The 26,080-nt window shown below is 65.4% G+C and carries 21 protein-coding genes and 2 pseudogenes; 5 read left to right on the forward strand and 18 right to left on the reverse strand.

Annotation, left to right across the window (positions count from 1 at the left end; translation table 11 throughout):
- Positions 1-28: 28 nt before the first annotated feature.
- Positions 29-310, forward strand: coding sequence for a hypothetical protein (locus QP164_RS12905; RefSeq protein ID WP_333923389.1), 282 nt, complete (start codon positions 29-31; stop codon positions 308-310).
- A 45-nt stretch (positions 311-355) separates the two neighbouring features.
- On the opposite strand, the pseudogene QP164_RS12910 reads toward QP164_RS12905, so the two are convergent.
- The 6 genes and pseudogenes from QP164_RS12910 to QP164_RS12935 all read right to left on the reverse strand — a co-directional run bounded on the left by QP164_RS12910 (position 356) and on the right by QP164_RS12935 (position 8,076).
- Positions 356-1,176, reverse strand: a pseudogene (locus QP164_RS12910) (DUF815 domain-containing protein).
- Between the two features lie 84 nt (positions 1,177-1,260).
- A complete protein-coding gene (locus QP164_RS12915) occupies positions 1,261-2,202 on the reverse strand; it encodes a tetratricopeptide repeat protein (protein ID WP_333923390.1) in 942 nt (313 codons plus the stop codon).
- Positions 2,202-3,248, reverse strand: a complete 1,047-nt coding sequence (locus QP164_RS12920; RefSeq protein ID WP_333923391.1) for a tetratricopeptide repeat protein — start codon at positions 3,246-3,248, stop codon at positions 2,202-2,204. The genes QP164_RS12915 and QP164_RS12920 overlap by 1 nt, the downstream gene beginning before the upstream one ends.
- Before the next feature lie 13 nt (positions 3,249-3,261).
- Positions 3,262-4,632 (reverse strand): PEP-CTERM-box response regulator transcription factor, encoded by a 1,371-nt coding sequence (gene prsR, locus QP164_RS12925; RefSeq protein WP_333923392.1) that lies wholly within the window; start codon positions 4,630-4,632, stop codon positions 3,262-3,264.
- Positions 4,629-6,668: an XrtA/PEP-CTERM system histidine kinase PrsK gene (gene prsK, locus QP164_RS12930; protein WP_333923393.1), complete on the reverse strand. Its 2,040-nt coding sequence runs from the start codon at positions 6,666-6,668 to the stop codon at positions 4,629-4,631. The genes prsR and prsK overlap by 4 nt, the downstream gene beginning before the upstream one ends.
- A 19-nt stretch (positions 6,669-6,687) precedes the next feature.
- Positions 6,688-8,076, reverse strand: coding sequence for a TIGR03013 family XrtA/PEP-CTERM system glycosyltransferase (locus QP164_RS12935; RefSeq protein WP_132736501.1), 1,389 nt, complete (start codon positions 8,074-8,076; stop codon positions 6,688-6,690).
- Between the two features lie 156 nt (positions 8,077-8,232).
- Between QP164_RS12935 and QP164_RS12940 the strand changes: the two genes are divergently transcribed.
- From QP164_RS12940 to QP164_RS12950, 3 genes are all read left to right on the forward strand, one after another.
- The gene (locus QP164_RS12940; RefSeq protein ID WP_333923394.1) at positions 8,233-9,321 is read left to right on the forward strand and encodes a mannose-1-phosphate guanylyltransferase/mannose-6-phosphate isomerase; all 1,089 of its coding nucleotides are present in this window, start codon (positions 8,233-8,235) and stop codon (positions 9,319-9,321) included.
- Between the two features lie 431 nt (positions 9,322-9,752).
- Positions 9,753-11,567, forward strand: a complete 1,815-nt coding sequence (locus tag QP164_RS12945; protein ID WP_333923396.1) for a DUF885 domain-containing protein — start codon at positions 9,753-9,755, stop codon at positions 11,565-11,567.
- 6 nt (positions 11,568-11,573) lie between these two features.
- Positions 11,574-12,659 carry a sialidase family protein gene (locus tag QP164_RS12950; RefSeq protein WP_333923397.1) on the forward strand — a complete coding sequence of 362 codons (1,086 nt, stop codon included), beginning with the start codon at positions 11,574-11,576 and terminating at the stop codon, positions 12,657-12,659.
- A gap of 206 nt (positions 12,660-12,865) precedes the next feature.
- Here the strand turns inward: QP164_RS12950 and QP164_RS12955 are convergent, their stop codons facing one another.
- Positions 12,866-15,178: a glycoside hydrolase family 3 C-terminal domain-containing protein gene (locus QP164_RS12955; protein WP_333923398.1), complete on the reverse strand. Its 2,313-nt coding sequence runs from the start codon at positions 15,176-15,178 to the stop codon at positions 12,866-12,868.
- Between the two features lie 264 nt (positions 15,179-15,442).
- Between QP164_RS12955 and QP164_RS12960 the strand changes: the two genes are divergently transcribed.
- A complete protein-coding gene (locus QP164_RS12960; protein WP_333923399.1) occupies positions 15,443-15,943 on the forward strand; it encodes a MucR family transcriptional regulator in 501 nt (166 codons plus the stop codon).
- Positions 15,944-16,037: 94 nt separating this feature from the next.
- On the opposite strand, the gene QP164_RS12965 is transcribed toward QP164_RS12960, so the two are convergent.
- The 11 genes and pseudogenes from QP164_RS12965 to QP164_RS13015 form a co-directional block, all read right to left on the reverse strand.
- Complete coding sequence (locus QP164_RS12965) at positions 16,038-16,940, reverse strand: flagellar motor protein MotB (RefSeq protein WP_333923400.1); 903 nt, start codon at positions 16,938-16,940, stop codon at positions 16,038-16,040.
- A 12-nt stretch (positions 16,941-16,952) separates the two neighbouring features.
- A complete protein-coding gene (motA, locus tag QP164_RS12970) occupies positions 16,953-17,816 on the reverse strand; it encodes a flagellar motor stator protein MotA (protein WP_132736518.1) in 864 nt (287 codons plus the stop codon).
- A gap of 121 nt (positions 17,817-17,937) precedes the next feature.
- On the reverse strand, positions 17,938-18,858 hold the full coding sequence (locus QP164_RS12975) for a flagellin N-terminal helical domain-containing protein (RefSeq protein ID WP_333923401.1): 921 nt from the start codon (positions 18,856-18,858) through the stop codon (positions 17,938-17,940).
- A gap of 5 nt (positions 18,859-18,863) precedes the next feature.
- Positions 18,864-20,210 (reverse strand): flagellar hook-associated protein FlgK, encoded by a 1,347-nt coding sequence (gene flgK / locus QP164_RS12980; protein WP_333923402.1) that lies wholly within the window; start codon positions 20,208-20,210, stop codon positions 18,864-18,866.
- Complete coding sequence (locus QP164_RS12985) at positions 20,207-20,545, reverse strand: rod-binding protein (protein ID WP_333923403.1); 339 nt, start codon at positions 20,543-20,545, stop codon at positions 20,207-20,209. Before QP164_RS12985 ends, flgK begins: the two co-directional genes overlap by 4 nt.
- Positions 20,542-21,648 carry a flagellar basal body P-ring protein FlgI gene (locus QP164_RS12990; protein ID WP_333923404.1) on the reverse strand — a complete coding sequence of 369 codons (1,107 nt, stop codon included), beginning with the start codon at positions 21,646-21,648 and terminating at the stop codon, positions 20,542-20,544. The genes QP164_RS12985 and QP164_RS12990 overlap by 4 nt, the downstream gene beginning before the upstream one ends.
- 179 nt (positions 21,649-21,827) lie before the next feature.
- The gene (locus QP164_RS12995) at positions 21,828-22,517 is read right to left on the reverse strand and encodes a flagellar basal body L-ring protein FlgH (RefSeq protein ID WP_132736528.1); all 690 of its coding nucleotides are present in this window, start codon (positions 22,515-22,517) and stop codon (positions 21,828-21,830) included.
- Between the two features lie 5 nt (positions 22,518-22,522).
- Positions 22,523-23,311, reverse strand: a complete 789-nt coding sequence (gene flgG, locus QP164_RS13000; protein ID WP_132736530.1) for a flagellar basal-body rod protein FlgG — start codon at positions 23,309-23,311, stop codon at positions 22,523-22,525.
- A 13-nt stretch (positions 23,312-23,324) separates the two neighbouring features.
- A pseudogene (gene flgF, locus QP164_RS13005) lies at positions 23,325-24,076 on the reverse strand (flagellar basal-body rod protein FlgF).
- Positions 24,077-24,100: 24 nt separating this feature from the next.
- Positions 24,101-25,369, reverse strand: coding sequence for a flagellar hook protein FlgE (locus QP164_RS13010; protein WP_132736535.1), 1,269 nt, complete (start codon positions 25,367-25,369; stop codon positions 24,101-24,103).
- Positions 25,370-25,398: 29 nt separating this feature from the next.
- The gene (locus QP164_RS13015; protein ID WP_132736538.1) at positions 25,399-26,079 is read right to left on the reverse strand and encodes a flagellar hook assembly protein FlgD; all 681 of its coding nucleotides are present in this window, start codon (positions 26,077-26,079) and stop codon (positions 25,399-25,401) included.
- Position 26,080: the final 1 nt, after the last annotated feature.

Here is a 26,080-nt window from a genome sequence, read left to right on the forward strand (position 1 = left end):
CTAGGGGAACCAGCTTGCAATTGCTGCGTTGCGGCAGTTCGGTTCGTTTATTGTGGAGATGTTTATGAAGCTCAAGGCCCTTACCGGCAGCGCACTTGCTGTTGCAATGATGACCACCTCGGTTGCAGCGTCGGCTGCTCCTGCCAGCCTGTCGGTTGCGAACGCACGCACGGGTTCGGCAACTGCCAACAAGAGCGAGCTCGCTGGCGGCGGCGGCATCTTCGCGATCCTGATCGCAGCTGGCGTTGCAGCCATCGGCGTGATTGCTATCGTCAAGGACGATAACAACGACGATTCGGACAGCAACTAAGCGTTTCGGGCCGACGCGAAACGCGTCGGCCCACTCGTTTCGCGGCTAGAGTGGCTTACCGGCCCGGCCCGCGAGATCGACGATGAACTGCCACGCTACGCGGCCCGAACGGCTCCCGCGGCGTGTTGCCCACGAAATCGCATCGGTGGTTTCGAACTTCAGATCGTTTGCTCTGGCATAGGCCGCAACGATCGCAAGATACCCATCCTGATCCAACGCGTGAAAGCCCAGGCTGAGACCGAAACGGTCTGCCAAGGCCATGTGATCGTCCGCCGAATCGCGCGGATTGATCGCGCTTTCCTGTTCGGCGATATCACGTGGCGCGAGATGCCGACGGTTTGCGGTGACGACCAAGCGAACATTGGCGGGCCTCGGCTCTGCCCCGCCCTCCAGGATCGATCGCAGCGCGCGCGCATCGGCCGGCACATCGAACCCCAGATCGTCGATGAACACCGCAAAGGCCCGATCGACCCGTGCCAACGCATCGAACAATGCCGGTAGCCCGCTCAGATCCGACACCTCGACGAGCGCGAGATCACCAGGCGATGTTGCATCCCGTGCTTCCCCTGCACCGCTCCGACCGCGCTCTTCGCCAGCGCCGACTTGCCCGTGCCGCGGGCACCCCACAGCAACACGTCCTGCGCAGCATAGCCGGTCGCCAGATGACGCAGATTCGCGATCAGCGCGGCTTTCTGACGATCGACGCCGATCAGCATGTCGAGCGCGAGCGGCGCGAAGCGACGGACCGGAACCAACGATCCGCTACGCCAGACATAGGCGGGGTGAATATGGGGATCGGCCGGCGGCGGCGGCGGCGGCGAGAGCCGCTCCAGCGCGGCGGCGATGCGGTCCAATGGGTCGGTCATGGCTCGCTCTTGGCGGCTTGGAGCCGGTTGAACAAGCATCCAACGAGACAGCCTTCAGCTGGCAAGACACCGGCTGAACGGCCTTCAACCGAGTTGGCGGAGATGTCCTGCGATCGCACCATCGTCCGGTGCGAGCCGGGTCGCCTTGACCAGCACCTGCCGAGCGCCCGCGGTATCGCCGCTCGCCGCCAGCGCGATACCATAGGCATCGGCGGCAGCGGCATTCATCGGCATCAAGGCATAGGCCGCGCGGCCGTAGCGGACCGCGATCGCACCATCGTCGCTTCCCGCATAAGCCAGCGCAAGATCGACAAGCACGCCGCCATCGCGGTTGCCGACACGGCGGCGGAGCCCTTCCAACGTCTCGATCGCCCGCCCCCAATCGCCCGACGCAACCTGCCAATGGCCTAGCAGCCGCTGTCCGGCCACGCTCTGAGGGTTCTGCGACAGATACAAAGCAAGCGACGCCGCGGCATCCTCGCCGCGACCAGCGCGGCCCAGGGCGTCGACCAGCCTGAGCATCGTCGGCTCGTCGAACGCGAGGTCCGCCGCACGCGCATAGGTGCCGGCGGCCTCGCCAAAACGCCCCGCGGCGACCAGCGAGTCGCCGAGTGCCAGCTGCGCGGCCGGTGCCCCCGGCCCCGCCGCTACCAGCGTACGCGCACGCGTGATCGCGCCTGCGGTATCGCCACTAGCAAGTTGGCCGCGGATCACGCCAAGAACATAGGTCGGGTCGTCGATCGCGGTATCGGCCCCGGCCATCAATGCGCCAAGCGAATCGTCCGTCGCAAACGCAGCGGCAGGTGCGGCGGGGCCGGTCGCAGCGCGGTCGAGAAATTGTGCGGCCATAGCCCGGTCGCCGGTGGCTTCGCAGGCGCGCGCGATCAACATGAGCGTGTAGCTGTCGGCGTCGCGGCGCAATCCGATCGGTCGCAGCACGTCGAGCGCGCCACGCGGATCGCCGGAACGCAGCAGAGCCGCGCCCAGCAAGCGTCGGGCGACGATGTTGAGCGGCTGTTCGGTCATCAGTTGGCGCCAGGTGGTCGCGGCCTGTTCGAACTTACCCTGCGCATGATCGAGCTTCGCCGAAAGCAGCAACGCGCCCGGCAGCCCACCAATCGCTCCCCCGTGCGGCGAAGCAGCGCACGGGCCAGGTCGATTCGCCCTGCCCGCGCGGCGAGCACCGCCTGGAGATACAGCGCCTGAGGGCTACCCGGTCGGGCCTGCAATGCGCGCCGCGTGGCGACCAGCATGTCGGCGTTGCGTCCGACGTCGCCCAACGTCGCGGCATATTCGATCAGCGCCGGATGGTAATAGGCATCACGCTTGAGCGCTGCTTCGAACCACGGCAGCGCCGCCACCAACCCGTAGCGGTCACGGATCACCTCGCCCTGCAGCGTCAGTGCGGAGGGCTCGCGCGGCGCCAGCGCCACCGCGCGCGCTGCGGCGACCGATGCATCGCCGACATCGCCGGCAGTCAGTCGGATACGGCCGAGATCGGTCCATGCCGCTGAGTCATCCGGCGCGCCGTCGAGCAGCGTCTGCAGGATTGTGCGTGCGTCGGCCAGCTTGCCCTGCGACGCAAGCGCGCGCGCCTGGATACGCTGAGCATAGGCGGCGTAGCGAGGCTGCGCCGCTGCGGCTTCGTCGATCGCGCCTTCCGGGTCGCCCTGCAACAGGCGTGCATGCGCCAGAAGCTGATGTAGCCGATCCGCGGACAGCCCGGCGTCGACCGCTCGTGCGAGCTCGGCTTCGGCTGCAAGCCCATCGCCGAGTTCGAGATAGGCGCGCGCCAGCACGGCATGGGCGATTCCCAGCGTCGGCATCGCGGCGACGGCCGCTTGCGCATTGGTCCGCGCCGCGCTGTAATTCCCTGCCTCCAACGTCGTCAGGCTGTCGGCAAGCGACCGGCGCGCATCGGGCCGCGGCGAGCGCATCGCCAACCCGACGCCGACCGCCACCACCATCAGACACAACACGCAGATCGCGAGCAGCCGCGGACGATTGCCGGACAGCACGGCGGACAGCGCAATCGGCATCCTGAACCGCCGCCGCCGGCGCCGTCGCAGCATCGGATAGGTCGCCTCAGGCATGGAGATCGTAGCTTTTCAGCAGATCGTACAGCGTCGGTCGGCTGATCCCGAGCAACCGCGATGCGCTCGCGATATTGCCATCCGAGCGCGCGAGCGCCTGGCGGATCGCTTTGCGATCGGCGAGCTCGCGCGCGGCGCGCAGATTGAGCATGGACGCGTCCTCCGCCTTGCCGTCGAGATCGAGGTCGGTTGCGGTGATCAGCTTGCCGTCCGCCATGATAACCGCACGCTTGATCCGGTTCTCCAGTTCGCGGACGTTGCCCGGCCACCCCCAGCCATCGATCGCAGCGCGCGCGTCGGGAGCAAGGCCGGTGACGACGGGGTTCATCGACGTGGCGTAGCGCGTGACGAAGTGGCGCGCGAGCAATACCGCGTCGCCGGTCCGATCGGCCAGCGCCGGGATCCGCACGACGATCTCCGCGAGGCGGTAGTACAGGTCCTCGCGGAACCGCCCATCGGCGACCATCGCGTCGACATTCTGGTGGGTCGCGCAGACGATCCGGGTGTCCACCGGGATCGCCTTGCGTCCGCCGACCCGTTCGATCACGCGCTCCTGAAGGAACCGCAAAAGCTTTACCTGAAGCGCCAGCGGCACATCGCCGATCTCGTCGAGGAACAGCGTGCCACCGGCTGCCTGTTCGATCTTGCCTTCGGTCGTCTTCACGGCGCCGGTGAACGCGCCTTTCTCGTGACCGAACAACTCGCTTTCGAGCAACGTCTCGGGAATCGCCGCACAGTTGATTGCGACGAAATTGCCGCGCGATCGCGGCGAGGCGTCGTGGAGTCCGCGCGCGAGCAGTTCCTTGCCGGTACCACTCGCACCGAGCAGCATCACCGAGACGTTGGCGGGGGCGACTCGCTCCAGCGTACGCGTGACCGCCGCCATCTCGGGCGACGCGCTGATAAGGCCACCGAACCCGCCTGCGTCGATCCGTGCCGCGAGGCGTCGGTTTTCAGCCTCCAGCGCATGGACGTGAAACGCGCGACTGACGATCATGCCCAGCGCATCGATATCGATCGGCTTGGCGTAGAAATCCCAGGCTCCGTCGGCGATCGCCTGCAACGCGCTTTCACGCGCGCCGTGGCCAGAGGCGACGATCACCTTGGTATCGGGCTTGATGGCGAGGATGTCGCGTAGCGTGGCGAACCCTTCGGTGACGCCGTCCGGGTCGGGCGGTAACCCCAGGTCGAGTGTGACGACCGCGGGCTCATGCGCGCGGATCGCATCCAGCGCCTGTGTCCGATCGCTGGCGACGACGATCTCATACCCTTCATACGCCCAGCGAAGCTGACGCTGAAGCCCAACATCGTCCTCAACGATCAGCAGGACCCGACGCGGGCCCTCGCTCGTGCCGCCGCTCATGCCGCCGCCTCCAGCGACGCGACCGCAGGAAGCAGGACGCGGAACCGAGTCCCCTCACCTTCGCGACTGGTGACGTCGAGCGCGCCGCCCATCGCATGCACCAGCTGGCGTGCCTCGAACGCACCGATACCGAATCCTGTCGGTTTCGAGGACACGAACGGGCGGAACAGCTGGTCGCGTACAAAGCCCGGCGCCATTCCGTTGCCATGATCGATCACGTCGACCGCGATCCGATCGCCGACCGTCTCGACCGACAGCAGGATGGGCGCATCGGCGTCGCTCGCCTCGATCGCATTCTGGACGAGATGACCCAGCACCTGTTCGAGACGCGCGGCGTGACCGAGCGCGAAAACCGACGCGGCGCGCGCGGCGATCGGGTGCTGGCCACGTCGGCTGGCTGCGACGCGCTCGACGATCGCCGCGACGTCGAGCGGCTGAAGCGGCTCTCCGCGGACCGGGCCATGCTGCGAGAGACGAGCGAGCAACACGTTCATTCGGTCTGAAGAATCCCTGAGGGTGGCAACCATGTCGACGCGAAACTCGGGATTGTCGGCATGGCGCTCGGCATTGCGCGCGACCAGCGTCAATTGGCTGACGAGGTTCTTGATGTCATGCAGGATAAACGCGAAGCGCCGGTTGAACTCGTCGAACCGCGCCGCATCGGCGAGTGCGGCATGCGCCCGGCCCTCGGCGAGATAGCTTGCCGCCTGCCGCCCGGCGACCCGGAGCAGGTCGAAATCTTCCCAGTCGAGCGCCCGGTCGACGGGTGGTCGCGCGAGCACGATCGCCCCTACCAGCGCGCCGCCATGGATCAGCGGGACGATCGCCCATGCATCCGGGCATTCCTGAAGCCAGCCGGGGACGCTGGCCATGTCTTCGGCCGGTGCGGTACCTGCGCGGACACGATCCAGTTCGATGATCCGGGCGTCCCTGGCGAGGAACCGGGCCAGCGTGTCATCCTGCGGACCGGTGGCGGCACAGTCCCAGTTCCACATGGCCTCCGGCCCTAGCGATATGCCGTCGGCCACCAGCAACAGGCCACCAGGCGAGTCGGTCAGGTCGGCGATCGACTTTACGACACGCGCGTGCAGCGTATCGGCACCGGCCGCCGGCTTGCCCAGCGTGTCGGTAAAGCGTTGCCATTCCGCGCGGTAATCATAGCGATGACGAAAGAGATGCTTGGCGACCTTCACCTTGGTCCAGGCTCGCAGCCAAGGGGTCGAGAGCATAGCCAACGCGCCGGCGGTCGCACCGAAGACGATCGCGGTCTGGGCGACGCGGACATAGGGACCGGCATAGCTGGCGGCGATGCTGGTCGCGAGCGCGGTCAGGCCGGCGTACAGGATCAACGCCACCGTCGACAACGCACGCACCGTGATCGGCCGCGACAAGGCGAGCGTCCAGTCGCCGCTGCGGTGTACGCCGACCACCAGCAACGCCGCGACGCCGGTCATGACGATGCCGCGCACGACGATCGCCGCGGGCATCCACCGCATGTCAAAATACACGCCCGCAGACACGAGCAGGTCGACGCCCCACATCGCTGCGAGCGCGAGCACGACAAGACGAATGCCGCCCCTCGACGGAGGTGCCGCCTGGTACAGATGGTGGACCAGCACCAGACCGCTGACCGCGCTCATCATTCGAAACACGACACGGGCCGACTCGACCGCCGTCAGCGCCTCGGCGTCCAGCTCCATCCGCACGGCAACCGCGAGCATCGCCGCGGTTCCGGCAAGCGCCATCACCACGAAATACACCGCGCCGAGCGCATAATTGCCGGCGCGATCGCGCCGGACGAGCGCGAGCATGAAGCCGAGCCATGCGATGTCGCGCGCGCTTGCGACGATCCGTGTCGCGACATCGCGCGTGTCGATCCCGGCGACCGCAAGCGCCCAAAGGCTCGTCGTCGCGAGCGCAACGACGAACGCGGCATGCGGCCATTGCCCGCTCGGCTGCCGGACCTGGGTCAGCGCCAGCGCACCGAACAGCAGAGCGGCCAGCGCGTAACTCCACAGGATTAACGTGGTGATCATGCCTGGGACATCACGACGCTCATCGTGCCCCCGCCGGCCACAGTACGACGCGCAGCGTCTGCAACAGGATCAGCAGGTCGAGAAACGGCGAATAATTCTTTGCGTAATAGAGGTCGTATTCGAGCTTGTGCCGGGCGTCTTCGATCGATGCGCCATAGGGATAGTTGATCTGTGCCCAGCCGGTAATGCCGGGCTTCACCATGTGCCGCTCGGCATAATAGGGGAGTTGCTCCTCGAGCTGCTCGACGAACTGGGGCCGTTCGGGGCGCGGGCCGACAAAGCTCATCTCGCCCTTCAGCACGGTCCAGGTCTGCGGCAGTTCGTCGATCCGGACCTTTCGGATGAAGCGACCGATCCGCGTGATCCGGGGATCGTCCTCCGCCGCCCACACTGCCTTGCCCGACACCTCGGCATCCTGCCGCATCGATCGCAGCTTCAGGATATCGAACCCCTCGCTGTAGAGGCCGACGCGACGCTGACGGTAGAAGGCCGGCCCTTTCGACTCGAGCTTGATCGCGACCGCAGTGACCAGGATGATCGGCAAGGTGATCGCCAGCAGCAGCCCGCCGGCGATGATGTCGAACGCCCGCTTGAAGACGCTCGACAGCATCCGGCTCGAGGCAAACCCGTCGGAGAAGATCAACCAGGACGGGTTCACGCTCTTGAGGTCGATCCGCCCCGTCTCGCGTTCGAGGAAGCTCGATATCTCGCTGACCTGCACGCCCGTGGTACGGACGCGGAGCAAATCCTTCATAGGCAGCGCATTGCGGCGTTCGTCGAGTGCGAGCACGACCTCACTCGCATTCTGATCGACGATATAAGCCGCCAGATTGGGAATATCGCCACGCGGCAGCGCTCCCTGGACGACCGGCTCGGTCTCTCCCATCAAGACGAACTTGGCGACGATGAAGTTTACCCCGGGCTGTCCCGACAGGCTCAGGATCTGGGCGGCACGCACCCCCGCGCCCAACACGACGATGCGCCGCTTGAACGTTTCGCCACCCAGCGTCTTGCCGAGCAGCGCGCGAACCGTGACGAGCAACACCGTCGCGATGACGGTCGAATAGAGAAGATTGGAGCGCCACAGCGCAAGCGGCGGTACCAGGAAGAAGATCAACGACAAGAACATCACGCCGATCGACAGCGCCACCGCGAGCCGCGCGGCGGCAAAGCGCAGCGACAGGAACGACGCCACGCCGTACGCGCCGACTGCCACCAGCGACACCTGCAAGGCGAATGCAAAAGTAAGCAACTGCCCGATACGGGTCTGGATCGGCTCGACCTGCATACCGATCTGGTGCGCGCGGACGACCCAGCCGATCTCCGCGGACGTGATGAGCAGCACCAGATCGACCAGACCGAGCATCAGGACCACATGGGGTACATAGTGCTTGAAGAGCCGTATCATGGTCCGTTGTTCCCGACGCCTATCTGTAAAATCTGCCGACGCTGGACAGAGCTTGGCAGCAATTCCCAAAAAAGGCTGAAGACCCTGCAACCGCTTGGGCCACTTGACGATTGCGAAGCTAACGCCGGCACTATAGCGCGACCGGCAGGAGGCTCCATGACCGTACGTACGATCGTTCCCGTGATACTTTCAGGCGGTTCCGGCACACGCCTGTGGCCGATGTCGCGCCCAGAGATGCCCAAGCAGATGCTGGCACTGACGGCAAACGAAACGATGCTGCAACTCACCGCGGGCCGCACCCAGGGCGAACGCTATGCGGCGCCGATCGTGGTGGCCAATGCGCGTCACGCCGATCTGGTCGAGCAGCAGCTTGCCGATGCGGGCGCTATGCCCCAGGCCCTGATTCTCGAACCCGCCGGTCGCAACACCGCGCCGGCGATCGCTCTGGCAGCGATCGCAGCCGGCGGCGGCGGTAACGCGCTGCTCGTGATGCCGTCCGACCACGTCATCAACGACGTCGCCGCATTCCACGCAGCGATCGAGGCGGCGATGCCGCTGGTGTCGCAGGGCTGGCTCGTCACGTTCGGTATCGCACCGGACTCGCCCGAGATCGGCTATGGCTGGATCCAGATCGGCGACGAACTCCAGCCAGGCGTTCACCGCGTCGCGCGGTTCGTCGAAAAGCCGCCGCTCGACAAGGCACAGTCGATGCTTGCCAGCGGCGATCATGCCTGGAACGGCGGCATGTTCCTGTTCCAGGCAGATGCCTATCTCGAAGCGCTCGCCCAATTCGATCCGGGTATCCTGATTGCGACCCGGGAAGCGATGGACAAGGCACGCACCGAAGGCACCCGGATCTATCCCGATGCGACGGCGTTCGCGGCGTCGCCTGACGATTCGATCGATTATGCCGTCATGGAGAAGGCCGAGCGCGTTGCCGTCGTACCGGTTGCGATGGGCTGGAACGACGTCGGCAGCTGGGACGCCCTGCACGCGATCAGCGACCTCGACGATGCCGGCAACGCGCATCGCAGCGAAGGCGGCGGCAACGTACTGGCGATCGATACCAAGCAGTGCTTCGTGCGAAGCGACGGGATCCGCGTGTCGCTCGTCGGGGTCGAAGATCTGATCGTCGTAGCAAGCGGCAACGACGTCCTGATCATGCGGCGCGGCCGCAGCCAGGAGGTCAAGAAGCTGATCGAGGCGATGAAGACAGACGCGGCAAAGACAGACGCGGCGCACTGAGCCAAACCTTCTCCGGATCCTCGACAGGATCCGGGGCAGGCCGTCTGCCCGCCTCTACTCGGCTTTTCGGCGAACCTTGGGCACGCGCGACAAGCGGGTCAGCAGCGTTGGAATGTCATCGGTAATCATCGTGTCGGTCGGGGTCTGCCAAGACGAGCGCAGCGTTTCGCCGACATCCTGCAATCGGGCGCCGGCTTGACGTTTGGCTGTCTCGTTTCGCACTTCAACCTCTATCACGCATACTAAACCCGACGGGTCCTTCGGGGGGGTAAGGACACCGCCGGGCTCGCAGGTCTAACCGACGATCGTTGGTCTGGTTCCGGGGCATGCGCCGTCCCGCGAAACGCGCGCCCGATTTTCCGCCCCCTCCGGCTCTGGCGGTCCGTGTGCCGATCGGCTTAGATGCGCGAAAGTTCACGGGAGAATTCGTCATGGATCGTCGCCAGTTCCTCGCATCGGGAGGCGTCGCCGCGCTTGCCACCACGCTGCTGCCGTCTTCGGCCCTCGCGCAGTCGGGCAGCGATACTGCGCTCAACGCGGACTTCGAACGGATTTTCCAGCGTAGCGTGGCGCGGTCGCCTGAACTCGCGACCTCGCTGGGTCTCGACAAGGGACCGTTCGCCGGACTCAAGAGCCAGCTTTCGCCGCGAACACCCGACAAGCGCGCGCGCGATGTCGCCGAGACGAAGGCTGCGCTCGCCAGCCTCGCGCGCTATGACGGCGTCGGCCTGTCGCCAGCGGCCAAGCTGAACCTCGAAGTGGTGCGGTATTCGCTGAACACGCAGATCGCCGCGCCCGAGAAATTCGGCATGGACAGCCCGATCCGCCCCTACCGGATCTTCCAGCAGGGCGGCGCCTATTTCCAGGTGCCCGACTTTCTCAACACCGCGCACACGATTGCCGCGACGCCCGATGCCGAAGCGTATCTGTCACGGCTCGACCAGTTTGGCACGGTGCTCGACCAGGAAAGCGCGATGCAGCAGGCGGAGGCAGCGCGCGGGCTGCTCGCACCCGGTTGGTCGCTCGACCTGACGCTCGGCCAGATGCGGAAGTTGCGGGGCCAGCCCGCCGCAACGTCGAGCATCGTCCAGTCGCTGGTCAAGCGTGCCGCCGCCAAGGGTCTTACAGGCGACTGGCAAGCACGCGCCGCGAAGATCGTCGACGAGAAAGTCTATCCCGCGCTCGATCGCCAGATCGCGCTGATCGAGCGACTAAAGCCGGCGACCAAGCCAGGCGACGGAATCTGGCGCGTGCCGAACGGCGACGCGATCTACGCGATGGCGCTGAACCAGGCGACAACCACGACGATGAACCCCGACGAGGTCCACCGGATTGGCCTGGCACAGGTCGCCGAGATCACCGCCCAGCTCGACACGATCCTCAAGTCGCAGGGCTATGCGACGGGGACGGTCGGCGAGCGGCTCGCCAAGCTGAACGTGATGCCGGATCAGCTCTACGCGAACACGGCGGAGGGGCGGACCGAACTGATCGCCGGGCTGAACGACGGTATCAAGGCGATGTACGCCAAGCTGCCCCAAGCCTTTTCGGAGGTGCCAACGCAGCCGCTCGAAATCCGGAGCGTACCGGTCGAGATACAGGACGGTGCGGCGAACGGCTATTACAACCGCGCCTCGCTCGATGGCAGCCGTCCGGCGATCTACTTCGTCAATCTGAAGGACGTCGGCGACTGGCCGAAATATACGCTGCCGTCGCTCACCTATCACGAGGGCGTGCCGGGGCATCACCTCCAGATCAGCCTCGCGCAGGAGTCGAAGGACATTCCCACGCTGCGGAAAATCGGCTTCTTCTCGGCCTATTCGGAAGGCTGGGCGCTGTATGCCGAGCAGCTGGCCGATGAACTAGGAGCGTATGCATCGCCGTTGGAGCGCGCAGGGTATCTCCAGTCGTTCCTGTTCCGCGCGACGCGACTGGTGGTCGATACCGGCATTCACGCGAAGCAGTGGAGCCGCGAGAAGGCTACCGATTACATGGTCGCGACGACCGGCTTTGCGCGGCCAAGGACGCTGCGCGAGGTGGAGCGGTACTGCACGCAGGCGGGGCAGGCGTGCAGCTACAAGGTCGGGCACATGGCGTGGACGCGGGCTCGGGTGAAGGCGAAGGCGGCACTGGGCGACCGGTTTGACCTGAAGCAGTTTCACGACATCCTGAAGGAAGGCGCCATGCCGCTGACGATCCTGGAACGCCGCGTCGACGAGCGGATCGCGGCGATACGCGGGCGGGCGTAAGTCGCCATGAAGGTGACGATCATCGGGCTGGCCGCGATGCTGTCGGGGGCTGGCGCTCCCGGCAATGCCCCGCGGCCGTCAGCGTCGGATGCCATCCTGACGGCCGAACTGATCGACGCGCACGCCCCCTATCCACAGGCGCACGCGTCGACGATTGTGCAGCTCGCCGACGGCACCTTGATGGCGGCCTGGTTCGCCGGATCGGGCGAAGGCAATACCGACGTCCGCATCTGGACGTCGCGTAGCAGCGGCGGCGGGGACGGCGGATGGAGTGCGCCCGAACCGGTGGCGGCGGGTATCGGCGCCGATGGTCGCCATCTTCCGACTTGGAACCCTGTCCTGTTCCAGCCTGCCCCGGGCGACCTCCGCCTGTTCTACAAGGTCGGGCCGAACCCGCGTGATTGGTGGGGGATGATGATCCGCTCGACCGACAACGGCCGTAGCTGGAGCAAGCCGGAGCGCCTGCCCGATGGCGTCCTCGGCCCGATCAAGAACAAGCCGGTCGTGCTGCGCGACGGCAGTTGGCTTGCACCATCGAGCCGCGAAGAAGGCACCGCGGAGGCCAATCACTGGTCGCTCCGCATGGAACGCAGCACCGATCGCGGTGCGCATTGGACGGTCGAGCCACCGATCCCCTCGCCGATGCATATCGAGGCGATCCAGCCCAGCGTGCTGTCCTATCCCGATGGCCGGCTCGAACTGATCGCCCGCACGCGCCAGGGTGCGCTCGCCATGAGTTGGTCGAAGGATACCGGCCGGACCTGGTCGCCCCTCGCCGCGATCGACCTTCCCAACCCGAACGCCGGCACCGATGCGGTGACGTTGCGCGATGGGCGACAGCTGATCGTGTACAATCACAGCGGTCATTGGCCCGACCGCCCCGGCGACGGACCGCGCTGGCCGCTCAATCTCGCACTGTCGGACGATGGTGTGCGCTGGCATCAGGTGCTGACGCTGGAGAGCAAGCCGCTGCCCGACGGCTATGCCTATCCCGCGGTGATCCAGACTCGCGACGGGCTGGTCCGGATCACCTACACCTATGATCGCAAGCACATCAAATACGTCGTGGTCGACCCGCGCCGGCTACACTGATCCGGACGGAAAGCGGTGGTTGGACGTCTCGGGGTTCAGTTTGGACTTCATAATCGTACGGCACCCTACCCTTGTTCTCCCTCCAAGGCGGGAGCCCAGTCTGGATCCCCGCCTCCGCGGGGAAACAACGCTTGCTTGCTGAACCAGTCCAGGTGCCCAACGTCTATTCAAGGGGTGCGCCTCAACCTCACGCACCCCTGACCCGCTCAGCGTCCCCGGGCGTCGAGCGTCTGTGCGGCCACGCGGACTGTTGCGGTCTGGACGACATCCGCCGCCGACGTCGCCAGCATCACCTTGTAGTCGCCGCCCGCGATCTTCCAGCCGCCGCCGGCGACGTCGAACGTCGCGAGCAGGCGCGGGTCGATGGTGACCGAGACCGTCTGACCCTTACCAGGTGCGAGATCGACCTTGCGGAAAGCGCCGAGCCGCTTGGGCGCTTCCCAGCCTGCGCCCGAAACATAGACCTGCGCGACCGTCTTGCCTTGCACCGCGCCGGTGTTCTGGACCGTGAAGTCCGCCTTGATGCCCTTGCCCGCGGGGGACGCGGTTAGGCCGATCATCGCGAAGTTGGTATAGGAAAGCCCATAACCGAACGGGAACAGGGGCTTGGCACCGGTCTTGTCGAACCACTTATAGCCAACCGCCGCGCCCTCGATGTCATAATTCCCCATCGGGTGCGAATCGCGATCGAGCTTGGGATCGCCCTCCAGCTTGGGCCGCGGGATCTGCGAGAGCGACGCAGGGAAGGTCGCGGGCAGATGCCCAGACGGATTGATCTCGCCGGTCAGCACGCGCGCGATCGCCTCGCCGCCCGCCGTGCCCGGATACCACGCCTCCAGCACCGCGCCGACCTTGCCGAGCCACGGCATCACCACCGGACCGCCGGTTTCGAGCACGACCACCGTCTTCGCATTCGCGCGCGCGACAGCATCGATCAGCGCGTTTTGGCCATCGGGCAGGTTCAGGTCGGGCACGTCGATCGACTCACCCGTCCACTGCTCGCCGAACACGACGACCATGTCCGCCTTCCGCGCCGCCGCAGCCGCTGCCTTGACGTCCTTGCCGTCAAGATAGGTGATCGTCGCGCCGGTTCGCGCCTGCAACGCCTTCATCGGCGACGACGCGTGATAGGTCTTGGGACCGGGGAAACCGCTCGGGAATTCATCCGGCACGACCAGGCCGTTGGTCGGCGCATTATGCGAATAGACCTGGCTCGATCCACCGCCCGACAGCACCCCGACATCGGCATGCGCACCGATCAGCAGGATCGACTTCGCCGTCTTCGCGATCGGCAGCAGCCCGGCGGTGTTCTTGAGAAGGACGATGCCCTCCTCGGCATCCGCGCGCGTCACCGCAGCATGCGCGGAATAGTCGATTTTGGTCGCCTGATCGCCGTTCACGACGGTGTCGAACGCCCCCACGGAAAACATTCCCCAGAGCACGCGGCGCGCCATGTCGGTCGCGCGCGCTTCGCTGACATGGCCGTTGTTGACAGCCTCGCGCAGCGCATCCGCGAAATACGCCGAGCGATCGAACGCCCAGCCCGACTGCTGGTCGAGCCCGGCATTGGCCGCCTCGCTGGTCGAATGCGTCGCACCCCAATCGGACATGACATAGCCCTTGAAGCCCCAGTCGCGCTTAAGGACTTTGTTCAAGAGCCAGTCGTTCTCGCACGCGTAATGGCCGTTCACGCGGTTGTACGAACACATCACCGAGCCGGGCTGGCCGACCTCGTTGGCGATCTCGAACGCGAGCAGATCGGACTGGCGTGCGGCCTGTTCGCCGATCTTGTGATCGATGTTGTTGCGGTTCGTCTCCTGCCCGTTGAACGCGTAATGCTTCATCGTCGAGACGACGTGCTGCGACTGGATCCCCTTGATCTCGTGGCCGGTGATCACACCCGCCAGCAACGGATCCTCGCCGCCATATTCGAAGTTGCGACCGTTGCGCGGCTCGCGCGTCAGGTTCATGCCGCCAGCGAGCTGCACGTTGAAGCCCGACAGGAACGCCTCGCGGCCGATCATCGCGCCGCCCGCCTGTGCGAGTTCGGGGTTCCAGGTCGCCGCGGTCGCGATCCCCGACGGCAGCGAAGTGCGCAGCCGCGGCGTCGGCCCACGCTGGCTGGCGACGCCGACGCCGGCATCGGTCTGCCACTGGTTCGGGATGCCGAGCCGCGGAATGCCGGGCACGATGCCGGCAGACGCGGGCAAGCCGTCCTTTGGATAGACCCAGTTCTTGACCGGCGTCTTCAGCCAGTCGGCATTGGTCGCGAAATAGCCGAAGGTGAGTTGCAGCTTCTCGTCGAGCGTCATCTCCTTGAGAAGTAGATCGACGCGGGCGTCGGCGTCGAGCGCGGTGTTCATCCATGGCCGCGCTTTCGGCGCTTCGGTTCGCGCCGCCGCGGCGCCGGGCGCGTTGTTGGTCGTCTGTGCGATGGCGGGCGATGCCGCCACGACGCCGATCACGACCGAACCCGCAAGGAGACGTGCGAAAATGGTCTTGGTGCGAGATGCGGTCATGGAACCCTCTTTTTTGACTGATGTGCACGTCGGATACGGTCTGCCGAGGCTGTCGCCTAGTGGGTGCGGGCATTCCAGAGCTGGCCGATCGTTAAATTGATCGGCCCGCGACATACTTTAATCTAAAGCAAATTGTCGGCGGCTTCGCGATGTAGTCGTGTCTCTCCATGTACGTTTTTACAAAAATTACCGCATAATTGCTAATCTGGCGGTTGAACCCAGTCTCACACGTTGTTACGGCGACGTCAGTCAATGGAGTTGAACATGTCCGAAGATACCACCGACCTGAGTGCCGTCGAACTTGCGACAGAGCTGACCATTGCTTGGCTTGGTAATCCCAATACGCGAAGCTCGGCCGATGACGTTCCTGCCTTTCTGGGCAGAATGCACGATACGGTCGCAGCGCTGTTGGGCACTACCACCGAAGCGCCTCCCGTCGAAGCAGCGGCTGAATATACGCCGGCCGTGTCGGCACGAAAGTCGCTGGCATCGAAGGATCACATCATCTCGATGATCGACGGCAAGTCCTACAAGACCTTGCGCCGTCATCTGGCGACGCACGGCATGACGCCAGCCGAGTACCGCGAACGCTATGGCCTGAAGCCCGACTATCCGATGGTCGCCGAGAATTATTCGGAAAGCCGTCGTGCGATGGCGAAGAAGATCGGCCTGGGTCGCAAGCCGGGTGCGCGCAAGGCCGAAGCGGCGCCTGCCCCCGCCGCGACCGCGCGCAAGCGCAAGACGGATACCGTCGCCGCCGAATAAGCGGTTGCACAGGGTGTAAAACGAAAAAGGGGACCGGTGCGCCAAGCACCGGTCCCCTTTTCTATCTGCGTCGATTTGTCGGGAGGATACCGGCCTATTTGCCGAAGCGGCCCCGCCGGTAGAGCAACGTGATCGCGACGCGGCGGTTACGCGGATCGGCCGCATCCTTCACGATCAGGGGCTCCCGGTCGGCGACGCCTTCGATCCGTTCGAAGCGCGCTTCCGGGGTTCCGCCCGACAGCAACCGGCGGCGGGTCGCCTCGGCACGCCCCGACGATAGCATCCAGTTGTTCATCGCGCGCGGATCGCCATACGGCACGCTGTCGGTATGGCCCCGGATCATGATCGGGTTCTGCATGCCCTTGATCGATGTGGCGATCATCCCGATCAGGTCGCCCGCCTGCGGATCGAGCGCGGTCGTACCGAGCGCGAACATCGAATAATCCGCATCGTCGACCAGGTCGATCCGCATGCCGTCCTGCGTCGGAACGAAGCGGACGTGGCTCGCGAGCCGCGACAGCTTGGGCGACGCGGCGATCTGGCTCAGCACGCGCTTGCGCATCGATTCGAAGTTCTTGCGATCTTCGTTGGCGAGCGCCTGGCGGTTCTTGATCGTACCCTGCTCGCCGGTACCGGTGGACGCGCCGCCCTTGCCTGCATCGGGCACCGCGATCTGCGGCATGCTCGTCTGCCCAGCCTTCGGACCGATCTTGTTCTTGTCGAGAATCGACTCCCCGCCGAACAGTCCACCGCCACCAATTCCGAGCGAGCGCGTATCGAGCAGCGTCGGCGCGAAGTAATCGGCGATACCCTTGCGCTGTTTCTCGGTGGTCGCGCCAAGGATCCACAGCAGCAAAAAGAACGCCATCATCGCGGTCACGAAATCGGCATAGGCGACCTTCCAGGCGCCACCATGATGGCCGCCATGCCCCTCGATATAGATCTTCTTGACGATGATCTTGGGCGGCTGAATGTTGCCATGGGGTGCGCGGGCCATATCGATCGCGCCTTACTTGCCGCGAAGGCCGTCGAAGACTTCGGCGAAGCCCGGCTGGTTCTTGTGCGCGATCCCCGAGCGCGCGGCCTCGATCACCAGCGGCTGCGGATGGCCGTGGAGCGAGGCGATGATGATCTGCTTGACCACGCCGTAGATCGCCGCGTCGGCATCGAGCACCTGGCGTAGCCGGTTGGCAAGCGGCGCGACCATGCCGTAGGCGAGCAACACGCCCATGAACGTGCCGACCAGCGCCGAGCCGATCATCGAGCCGAGGATCGACGGCGGCTTGTCGATCGACCCCATCGTCTTCACCACGCCCAGCACCGCGGCGACGATGCCGAGTGCGGGCAGCGCGTCGGCGAGGCTGGTGAGCGTGCCGTGGGCACTTTCTTCCTCGTGATGATGCGTCTTGATCGACTGGTCCATCACCTCCTCGACCGCGTGCACGTCGAGCGTACCCGACGACACCACGACCAGGCGGAGCGTGTCAGCGATCAGGTTGATGAGCGCATGATCCTTCAACAGCTTGGGATATTCGGCGAACACCGCGGAAGACTGCGGGTCCTCGACATGCGGCTCGAGCGCGATCGGCCCGTCCATCCGCAGCATCTTCATCAGCTTGCTGACGAGGAAGATGACGTCGAGATAATCCTGCTTCTTGTATTTCGGGCCCTTGAAGACCTTGCCGAGGCCGCCGCCAAGCGCCTTCAGTTCCTTGCCCGAATTGCCGATGATCAGCGCGCCCGCGGCGGCACCGCCGATGATCAACATCTCGTGCGGGATCGCCTCCAGGACGGGACCGAGCGCGCCGCCGGTGAACGCGAACCCGCCGAACACCATGACGAGAAGGACGACGATGCCGATGACCGGAAACATGCTGCTGGAAAATCCCTCTGGGTCGACGACGGTTAATGCGTAGCCAGAGAATTAACCGGATTTCGTAGCCAACCCGTTACCGCGGCGCGGCGCACGGCAAAAAACTCCCGGTCGCCGCGGCTCAGCGCAAATAGTCGAACAGCGATAGCGCAGACAGCTTCGAGAAACTCGCCTGTGTCGCGGACAGGACCGTCATGGTCTTTTGCAGCTCGACGACCGCACTGGTGATGTCGGTATCCTCGAGACCAGACCGGGTCGCCTCGCGGTCGGTGCCGACGTCCTTCAGCCGCGACGTCTCGAGATCGACTCGTGCCGCACGCGCGCCGAGCGACGCCTGGACGCTGGTCACCTGATCCGATGCCGCGCTGATGTCGGCCAGCGAGCTGTCGAGCGATCCCGGCTTGAAATCATCCGACTGCAACGCGGTGGCGATCGCCGACAGCATCGCCAGCGTGTTCGTGCCGCCCTCGATGCTGCCATCGGCTTTGGTCGCGCCACCGACCGTAAAGATCCGTGCTGCGGTCTCGTTGGCTTGGACGCTTTGGCCATCGCCGATCGGGATGCCCGATACCGGCTTCGCCGCCAACGCGAAGCTGCCGTCGGTGGCGACCGCGGCGGCGCCGTCTCCACCACCGAACAGGGCTTGGCCGCGGGCGTCCTTGGTATTGGCGATCGCCGTGAGCGAGGCGACGATTCCGGCAATCTGTTCGCCGATCGCCTTGCGGTCGACGGCATTGAGCGTGCCGTTCTTCGCCTGGGTCACGAGCGTCACCGCACTCTGCAGCTGATCGGTCATCGCGCTGAGGCTGGTATCGCCTTGTTTGAGCACCGATTCGGCGGTGCCGAGATTGGCCGTATAGACCTTGTCGTTCGCGGTATCGCGCGCGAGCCCCTGTAACCGTTGATAGGCAACACTATCCTGCGACGGCGCGGAGAATCGCTTGGTCGTCGAGATCTGCGTCTGGAGCGAATCGGCCTTCGCCGAGAGCGACGTCATCGCGCTCGCGGAACGATCATAGAAAAGGCTGGTGGCGATCTGCATGGGCGTTACCGGATCTCGAGGATGGTCTGGAACGTGTCGCGTGCGGTCTGGATGACCCGGCTCGATGCCTGATAGGCCTGCTGGAAGCGGAGCAGGTCAACCGCTTCGCTATCGAGATCGACCCCCGACGCCGCCGCCAGCGAACTGACCGCACCATCGCGGATCGCGCTCTGCGCATCGGCAACCGTCTTGCGCTGCTCCAATGCGGCGGCGTTACCGGCAATAAGGTTGGTCGTCCGCGTCTCGAACCCACCGCTGCCGCGCACTGCCTGCAGCGCCGACAGGTTCGACGCATCGCGGATGCTGCCGTTCGCGCTCGCCGCGGCAATACCGCGCGGATCGGTCATCGTGACGGGTATATCGGTCGGCGTGGCACCGGTCGTGAACAGCGCGGCCCCGGCCTTGCCGTCGAGGTCCCGCCCCTGCATCTGCACGGCGTTGACCTGCGCGGTGAAATCACTGGCGATCGCGTTCAAACCCTCGCGCGCCGACGCGATCCGTTGCGCCCCGTCGGCGAACCCGGCCAGCGTCCCGCCCGATGGCGACAAGGCCGAGGTGGCGCCGGCACGAGTCACCGCGAACTGCACCGCACCCTCGTCGTTGCGGGCGAACGATACCTGACCGCTATCGGTGCCAACCACGAACACCGACCCCGCCGCGCCGCCGAGACGCACGGTCGCGCGTCCGAGATCGTCGAACGCGGTGTTGACGTCGGTGAGCGTGCTCATCTGTTCGAGCACCTGATCGCGCTGATCGGCGAGCTGCGCCGCACTCGACGAACCAGGCTGAGTCCGGGCGAGGCCGTCGTTGATCTTGGCCAGCGCGGTTCCAAGCGAATTGAGCGACTGGACCGCCTGCGATGCCGATGCATCAAGTTCGGTCGCCGCGGTATCGAGCGCCTTGCCGGTGGTGGCGAAGGCGGCCGCGACCGTGCCGGCGGATTCGAGCATGACCGCGCGCGCCGGAACCGATGTGGGGTCGGCGGACAGCGCCTGCGCCGCGCCGAAGAAACTGGTGAGCCGGTCGCCCAGCTTGTTGTCGCCGAGCGACGTTTCGATCCGACCCATCCAGGTGACGCTGGTTTCGGTCTTGGCGAGATCGGTACCGGCGCTGCGCACTGCCTGCGACCGATAGGCGTCGGCGCTCCGCGCAATGCCCGTGACCGTCACGCCGCTGCCGATCGAGGATGTGCGCGCGTTGATCCCGCCGCTGATCGATCCGACTTCGCCAAGCGTGGTCGTCCGCCGGGTATAGCCCGCCGTGCCCGTGTTGGCGATGTTCTCCGACACCGTCGACAGCGCGGTCTGATACGCGCGCACGCCCGAAGCGCCGATTGAAAGGAGATCGCTCATGGCGGTGAGTCTGTCGCGGCCGGGTTAATATCGGATTGAGATTTGGCGAGAAAGTCCGTCATCGCCTTGCCGATGCCGAGCGGCGTGTGCTCGGCCATCGCCTTTGCGGTCAGCCCATCCTGCATGTCGGTGAAGGTATCGATCGCCTTCGAATCGAACAGCGGGTCGCTGAGTTTCGCCTGGCGCATGCTCTTCAGCATCATGCCCGTGAAAACCGCCTCGAACTTCTGGCCGGCCTTGTCGAGATTCTCCTTCGACTTGAGCCGGCTTGTATCGGTCGAGATCCCGGTGGTGGCGCCCGCAGTCGGCGTCGTAGGGGTGGAGATCACGCTCACAGGACGATCAACTCGGCCTTGAGCGCGCCGGCTTCCTTCAGCGCCTCGAGGATCGCGACCAGATCGGCCGGCGAGGCGCCGATCGCGTTGACCGCCTTGACGATGTCGGCGAGCTTGGGGCCGGGTGCGAGCAGGAACATCGGGCGACGCTCCTCCTCCACTGCGACCGCGCTGTTCGGCGTGACGACGGTCTGGCCGCCGCTGAACGGTGCGGGCTGGCTGACCTGCGGCTTCTCGTCGATCCGCACCGTCATTTTGCCGTGCGTGATCGCCGCCGGACCGACCCGGACCGCCGAATTGATGACCACGGTGCCGGTGCGCGCGTTGACGATCACCTTGGCCGACGGTTCGGCGGAGACGACGTCGAGATTCTCGATCGTCGACATCAGCGTGGCCCGGATGTCGGCACCGATCGGTGCACGGACCGCGACCGAGACCGCGTCGATCGCCTGCGCGCTGCCGAAGCCCAGCTTGGAATTGATCGCGCCGGCAACGTTCTGCGCAGTCGTGAAATCGGCACGCGCGAGGTTGAAGGTGAGCGTCGGCGCGCTGTCGAACCCGGTGGCGACCGCACGTTCGACCGTGGCGCCCTCGGGGATGCGGCCAGTCGAGGGCACGTTGACGACGATCTTCGACCCGTCCGCGCCTTCCGCACCGAGCCCGCCGACCGCGAGGTTGCCCTGCGCCATCGCGTAGATCTGGTTATCCGCACCGAGCAGCGGGGTCATGATCAGGCTGCCGCCGCGGAGCGACTTGGCCTTGCCCATCGATGCGACGGTGATGTCGAGGCGCTGGCCGGGCTTGGCGAACGGCGGCAGTTCGGCGGTGATCATGACGACCGCCGCGTTCTTCATGCCAGGGTTCGCGGACGGCGGTAGCTGCAGGCCGAAGCGCGACGCGACGGCCTTGAGCGACTGCACGGTGTATTCGAGATTATCGTCGCCCGTGCCTGGTAGGCCGACGACGATGCCGTAGCCGGTCAGCTGGTTCGAACGAATACCCTGGAACCCGCCAAGGTCCTTGATCCGGTCGGCCGAGGCCGGCGCGGCGATCAGGAGCGATGCCAGGAGGGTGGTGAGGAGACCTGCAAAAGTACGAAACACGGTCTTTAGTCCTTTACCGTTCGTGCTGAGTAGCGACCGAGTAGGCGCGCAGCGGCGTATCGAGGGTGCGTATCGAAGCATGAGTTCCGCGCGCCAACCTGTCCTTCGATACGAGCCCTCGATACGCGCCTTCGGCACTACTCGGTCTCTACTCAGGACGAACGGCTGGGGGAGACGCATTAGAATGGGCTGACGACGGAGAAGAAGCGGCCGAGCCACCCCTGGCGGCCGGCGCGGGCGACGTCGCCCTTGCCGGTGTACGAGATCTGCGCGTCGGCGACGCGGGTCGACAGCACGCGGTTGTTCGCATCGACGTCGGCGGTGCGGACGAGGCCCTTGATCTTCAGGAACTCGTCGCCGCGGTTGAGCGTGACGCGCTTCTGGCCCTGCACCAGCATCGTGCCGTTCGGATAGACCTCGGCGACCGTCACGCTGACTTCGCCCGACAGCGAGTTCGCCTGGTCGGCGGCGCCGGTGCCATTGAAGCTGCGCCCGCCGCTGATCGTCGCATCGGTCTTGCTGAACAGATTGAGCGCGCCGGTAGTGGGCGGTGTGATGCTGCCCGAGCCATTGCTGTCGAGCTTCGAACCCGACGACTTCGATGCGGCGGTCCGCTCGACCAGCACGATCGTCAGCGGATCGCCGACTTTGCGCGCGCGCCAGCCTTCGTACAGCGCGGCATAGCCGTCCTGCGCCTGGAAGATCGATCCGGTCGCGACGACCGGCACCGGCTGGACCGGCAAGGGCCGTGCCACCGAAAAATCCTCGGGCGGAGCCTTTTTGCCGAACAGGCTGGCGTCCACCGGGGAGGCACCAAGTCCGGCGATGACGAGCGTGCCGACCAGCACGACGATTTGAGCGTTGCGCATCACGATCAGATGTTCTGGTTGATGTATTTGAGCATGTCGTCGGTCGCCGAGATCATCTTCGAATTGACCTCGTACGCGCGCTGCGTCTCGATCATGTCGACCAGCTCCTCGACGACGTTGACGTTCGACGCCTCAAGCATCCCCTGCTTGATATTGCCGCGACCATCCTGGCCCGCGACGCCGACATTGGCCGCGCCGCTAGCGGCGGTCTCGACGAGATAATTATCGCCGGTCGCTTGCAGGCCTGCGCCGTTGGGGAAGTTCGCGACCTGGATCTGGCCGAGCTGCGATGCTTCGGTCTGGCCGGGGATGGTCGCCGACACGGTCCCGTCGGAGCCGATCGTGATCGCGGTCGTACCCTCGGGCACGGTGATTCCGGGCTGCACCTGATAGCCTTCGCTGGTGACCAGCAAGCCCTCGGCCGAACGCGAGAAATTGCCCGAACGCGTATAGCCGAGCGTACCGCCGGGCATCTGCACCTGGAAATAGCCATCGCCGTCGAGCGCGAGATCGAGGCTGTTGCCGGTTGTCTGCATCGCGCCCTGCGTATCGACGCGCGCGGTGCCCTGGATCTTGACGCCGGTGCCGAGATTGAGCCCGGTCGCATATTTGGTCTCGGACGTGCTCTGCGCACCCGGCGTCGTGACGGTCTGGTAGGCGAGCGTTTCGAACGCCGCGCGGTCCTTCTTGAAGCCGGTGGTGTTCACGTTGGCGAGATTGTTCGAGATGACGCGCATGCGCATGTCCTGGGCGTCGAGCCCGGTGCGCGCGATATGCATGGCTGCGGATGACATTCGTCGGTTCCTTCTAGCTCGGCAGGCGCATCAGCGATGCACCGCTCTCATCCATGTCCTTGGCGTTCTTCATCATGTTCGCCTGGACTTCGTAGCTGCGCTGGTTCTCGATCATGTCGACCAGCGCCTGGGTCATGTTGACGTTCGATCCCTCGATCGCGCCGCCCTGCACCTTCGCGTCGAGATCCTCGGGCAGCGTGCCGCCGCCCTTCACGCGCAGCAGGTTGTCGAGGCCCTTGACGGTGTCCGACCCCTTGGTGTCGGCGAGCTTGAGCTTGTCGATGACCTGCGGGTTCTTCGCGTCGCCCCCCTGCGGCACGATCGAGATCGTCCCGTCGCCGGCGATCGTCAGCGACTGATAGGGTGGCAGCGTGATCGGCCCCCCGAGCCGATCACCGGGTGCCCGTCGCCGGTCTGGAGCACGCCCGATGGCGCCACCTCGAGATCGCCGCGGCGGGTGTACGCCTCCGACCCATCCGACGCCTGCACCGCGAGCCATGCGGTGGTGCCGGTGATCGCAACGTCGAGCGGACGCCCGGTCAGCTGGATCGCACCGGGTGCGCGGTCCGCGTCGGTCACCTCTTCCGAGGTCGGCGCGCGCGCCTCGATCGTGGTGCCATCGCCCTTCAGGTTCAACCGGTCGAACACCACGCGGTCGGCGCGGAATCCGGTGGTCGACGCGTTCGCCATGTTGTTGGCGATCGCTGCCTGCGCCGCCATGTGCGCGCGCAGGCCCGTCGCCGCGGTGTAGACCAGCTTGTCCATTCAGGGTCCCCTGCGCGCGCTTGCTTAGCTGCGGATGTTGAAGATGGTCTGCGAGATCTGGCTGGCGGTATCCAAGGCCTTCGAGTTCGCCTGGAAATTGCGCTGCGCCGCGATCAGGTCGACCAGTTCCTCGGTGATATCGACGTTCGATCGCTCGATCGTTCCCGACATCAGATTGCCGAACCCATTGGCGCCCGCCGACCCCAGCTTCGCCTCGCCCGACACGCCGGTCGACGACCAGTTGCTGTTGCCGATCTGCCGCAACCCTTCCGGGTTCGAGAAATTGGCGAGCATCACCTGACCCAGCGCCTGCGTATCGCCGTTCGAGAAGCTCGCCTTGACGATCCCCTTCTCGTCGATCGTCACGCCCTGGATCTGACCGACCGCCTTGCCGTCCTGCGTCCGCGACGTGACGTTGAACGCGCTGGCTTTCTGCGTCGTATCCGCGCCGAACGTGAACGCGATGTTCTGCGGCGTGGCCGAACCGGCGGTGGTGAACTCGTCATACGTGATCGGGCCGGTCGGTGCGGTCATCTTGCCCGCGGAGTCGAACGTCATCGTCGTGCCGGCATTGCCGCCCGACGTCAGCTCCTTGTCGCCGACGAAGCTATGGACTTCCCAGCTGCTGTTCGGATTGTCCGCGGTCGGCGACGACGTGCGCTTGAAATAATTGGTGAGCGTCATCGCATTGCCCGACGCGTCATAGACCGTGGTCTGCGCCGACTGGTTGTAGCTCGACGGATCGAAGCGATCGAAGGTCGCAGTCGTCGGCACGGTCGCGCTCGAATTGAGATTGACGCTGAGCGCGACGGCTTTGGTCGGCGCTGCGGTGCCGCTCGTTTCCGGCAGCTGCAGGCTGACCGCGGAATTGAGACCGGTCGCGACGACCGAACCCGACCCATCCACCGGATATACCTGAAGATGGCTGCCGCTCGAATCGACGACGAAGCGGTTGGCGTCGACCAGAAAGCCGCCGTTGCGGGTGAAGTTGACCTGCGACGACGCGCTGTCGGGCTTCACCACGAAGAACCCGTCACCCGACACGGCAAGATCAAGCGCGTTCGACGACTGGATCAGATTGCCTTGCGCGAACTGCTGGCGGTTGCCCTTGACCATGACGCCCGAGCCGATCTGCTGCGACGGCGCGACCGAGACGCTCGACGCGATCACGTCGGCGAAATCGGTGCGGCTCTTCTTGAAGCCGTTGGTCGAGACGTTCGCCAGATTGTGCGAGATCGTCGACATCTCGGTCTGCGATGCCTGGAGACCGGAAAGCGAAGTGTAGAAGGACATGCGTTTGACTCCGTTGAATTAGGGTGCGGTCAGCCGATCTGGCGGACGGCGCTGACCGGCACTTCGCCGATCCCGGGAAGGGTGAGGATGGCGGAACCGGTGGTGGTCGAGACCGACTGGACGGGCGCCCAGACCAGGCTGGTCGCGGCGACCGCGGTGCCGTCGTTCTGCGCGTTGATGCTGACCTTGAACGGGCCGCTGCCGGCGTCGGCCCCGGCGCTGTCCTTGCCGTCCCAGTCATAGCCGACCGTGCCCTTGGCTTGCGCGCCAAGCTGCATCGTCTTGATCGCGACACCGTTGGCATCGCTGATCGTGACGTTGACGCCGGTTGCCGCACCGCCGAGTTCGACCGATCCCGCAATCCCGCCAGAGCTGCGTCCATAGGCCGTCGACCCTTCGGTCAGCACGGTCTTGCCGACATAGGCGAGCGCATCGCTGGTGCTGGTCGCGCCGAGCTTGTCGGAGATCGCCTTCATCGTCGTGTTCATCTCGGAGATGCCGGCGAGCGAAGAGAACTGCGCCATCTGTGCGACCATCTGCGTGTTGTCGACCGGATTGAACGGGTCCTGATTCTGCATCTGCGCGGTCATCAGCTTGAGAAAGTCGTTCTGATTCAGCGTCGATGCACTGGCCGCGGTGCTTGTAGTGGCGGTCGTCGAGGTGCGCGTGATGCCCAGACCGTTCAGCGTGGAATCGAAGGAAGTTGCCATG

Source organism: Sphingomonas sp. LR59, assembly GCF_036855945.1.
Classification (GTDB): Bacteria; Pseudomonadota; Alphaproteobacteria; order Sphingomonadales; family Sphingomonadaceae; genus Sphingomonas.

Coding starts and splice junctions, on each gene's coding strand:
- QP164_RS12915 (WP_333923390.1), bottom strand. CDS start 2,202: ATGACCGAACAGCCGCTCAACATCGTCGCCCGACGCTTGCTGGGCGCG.
- QP164_RS12995 (WP_132736528.1), bottom strand. CDS start 22,517: ATGCGCAACGCTCAAATCGTCGTGCTGGTCGGCACGCTCGTCATCGCC.
- flgK (WP_333923402.1), bottom strand. CDS start 20,210: ATGAGCGATCTCCTTTCAATCGGCGCTTCGGGCGTGCGCGCGTATCAG.
- QP164_RS13010 (WP_132736535.1), bottom strand. CDS start 25,369: ATGTCCTTCTACACTTCGCTTTCCGGTCTCCAGGCATCGCAGACCGAG.
- flgG (WP_132736530.1), bottom strand. CDS start 23,311: ATGTCATCCGCAGCCATGCATATCGCGCGCACCGGGCTCGACGCCCAG.
- QP164_RS12920 (WP_333923391.1), bottom strand. CDS start 3,248: ATGCTGCGACGGCGCCGGCGGCGGCGGTTCAGGATGCCGATTGCGCTG.
- QP164_RS12960 (WP_333923399.1), top strand. CDS start 15,443: ATGTCCGAAGATACCACCGACCTGAGTGCCGTCGAACTTGCGACAGAG.
- QP164_RS12955 (WP_333923398.1), bottom strand. CDS start 15,178: ATGACCGCATCTCGCACCAAGACCATTTTCGCACGTCTCCTTGCGGGT.
- QP164_RS12975 (WP_333923401.1), bottom strand. CDS start 18,858: ATGCAGATCGCCACCAGCCTTTTCTATGATCGTTCCGCGAGCGCGATG.
- QP164_RS12945 (WP_333923396.1), top strand. CDS start 9,753: ATGGATCGTCGCCAGTTCCTCGCATCGGGAGGCGTCGCCGCGCTTGCC.
- QP164_RS12935 (WP_132736501.1), bottom strand. CDS start 8,076: ATGATACGGCTCTTCAAGCACTATGTACCCCATGTGGTCCTGATGCTC.
- QP164_RS12950 (WP_333923397.1), top strand. CDS start 11,574: ATGAAGGTGACGATCATCGGGCTGGCCGCGATGCTGTCGGGGGCTGGC.
- prsK (WP_333923393.1), bottom strand. CDS start 6,668: ATGATCACCACGTTAATCCTGTGGAGTTACGCGCTGGCCGCTCTGCTG.
- QP164_RS12940 (WP_333923394.1), top strand. CDS start 8,233: ATGACCGTACGTACGATCGTTCCCGTGATACTTTCAGGCGGTTCCGGC.
- QP164_RS13015 (WP_132736538.1), bottom strand. CDS start 26,079: ATGGCAACTTCCTTCGATTCCACGCTGAACGGTCTGGGCATCACGCGC.
- prsR (WP_333923392.1), bottom strand. CDS start 4,632: ATGAGCGGCGGCACGAGCGAGGGCCCGCGTCGGGTCCTGCTGATCGTT.
- QP164_RS12965 (WP_333923400.1), bottom strand. CDS start 16,940: ATGGCCCGCGCACCCCATGGCAACATTCAGCCGCCCAAGATCATCGTC.
- motA (WP_132736518.1), bottom strand. CDS start 17,816: ATGTTTCCGGTCATCGGCATCGTCGTCCTTCTCGTCATGGTGTTCGGC.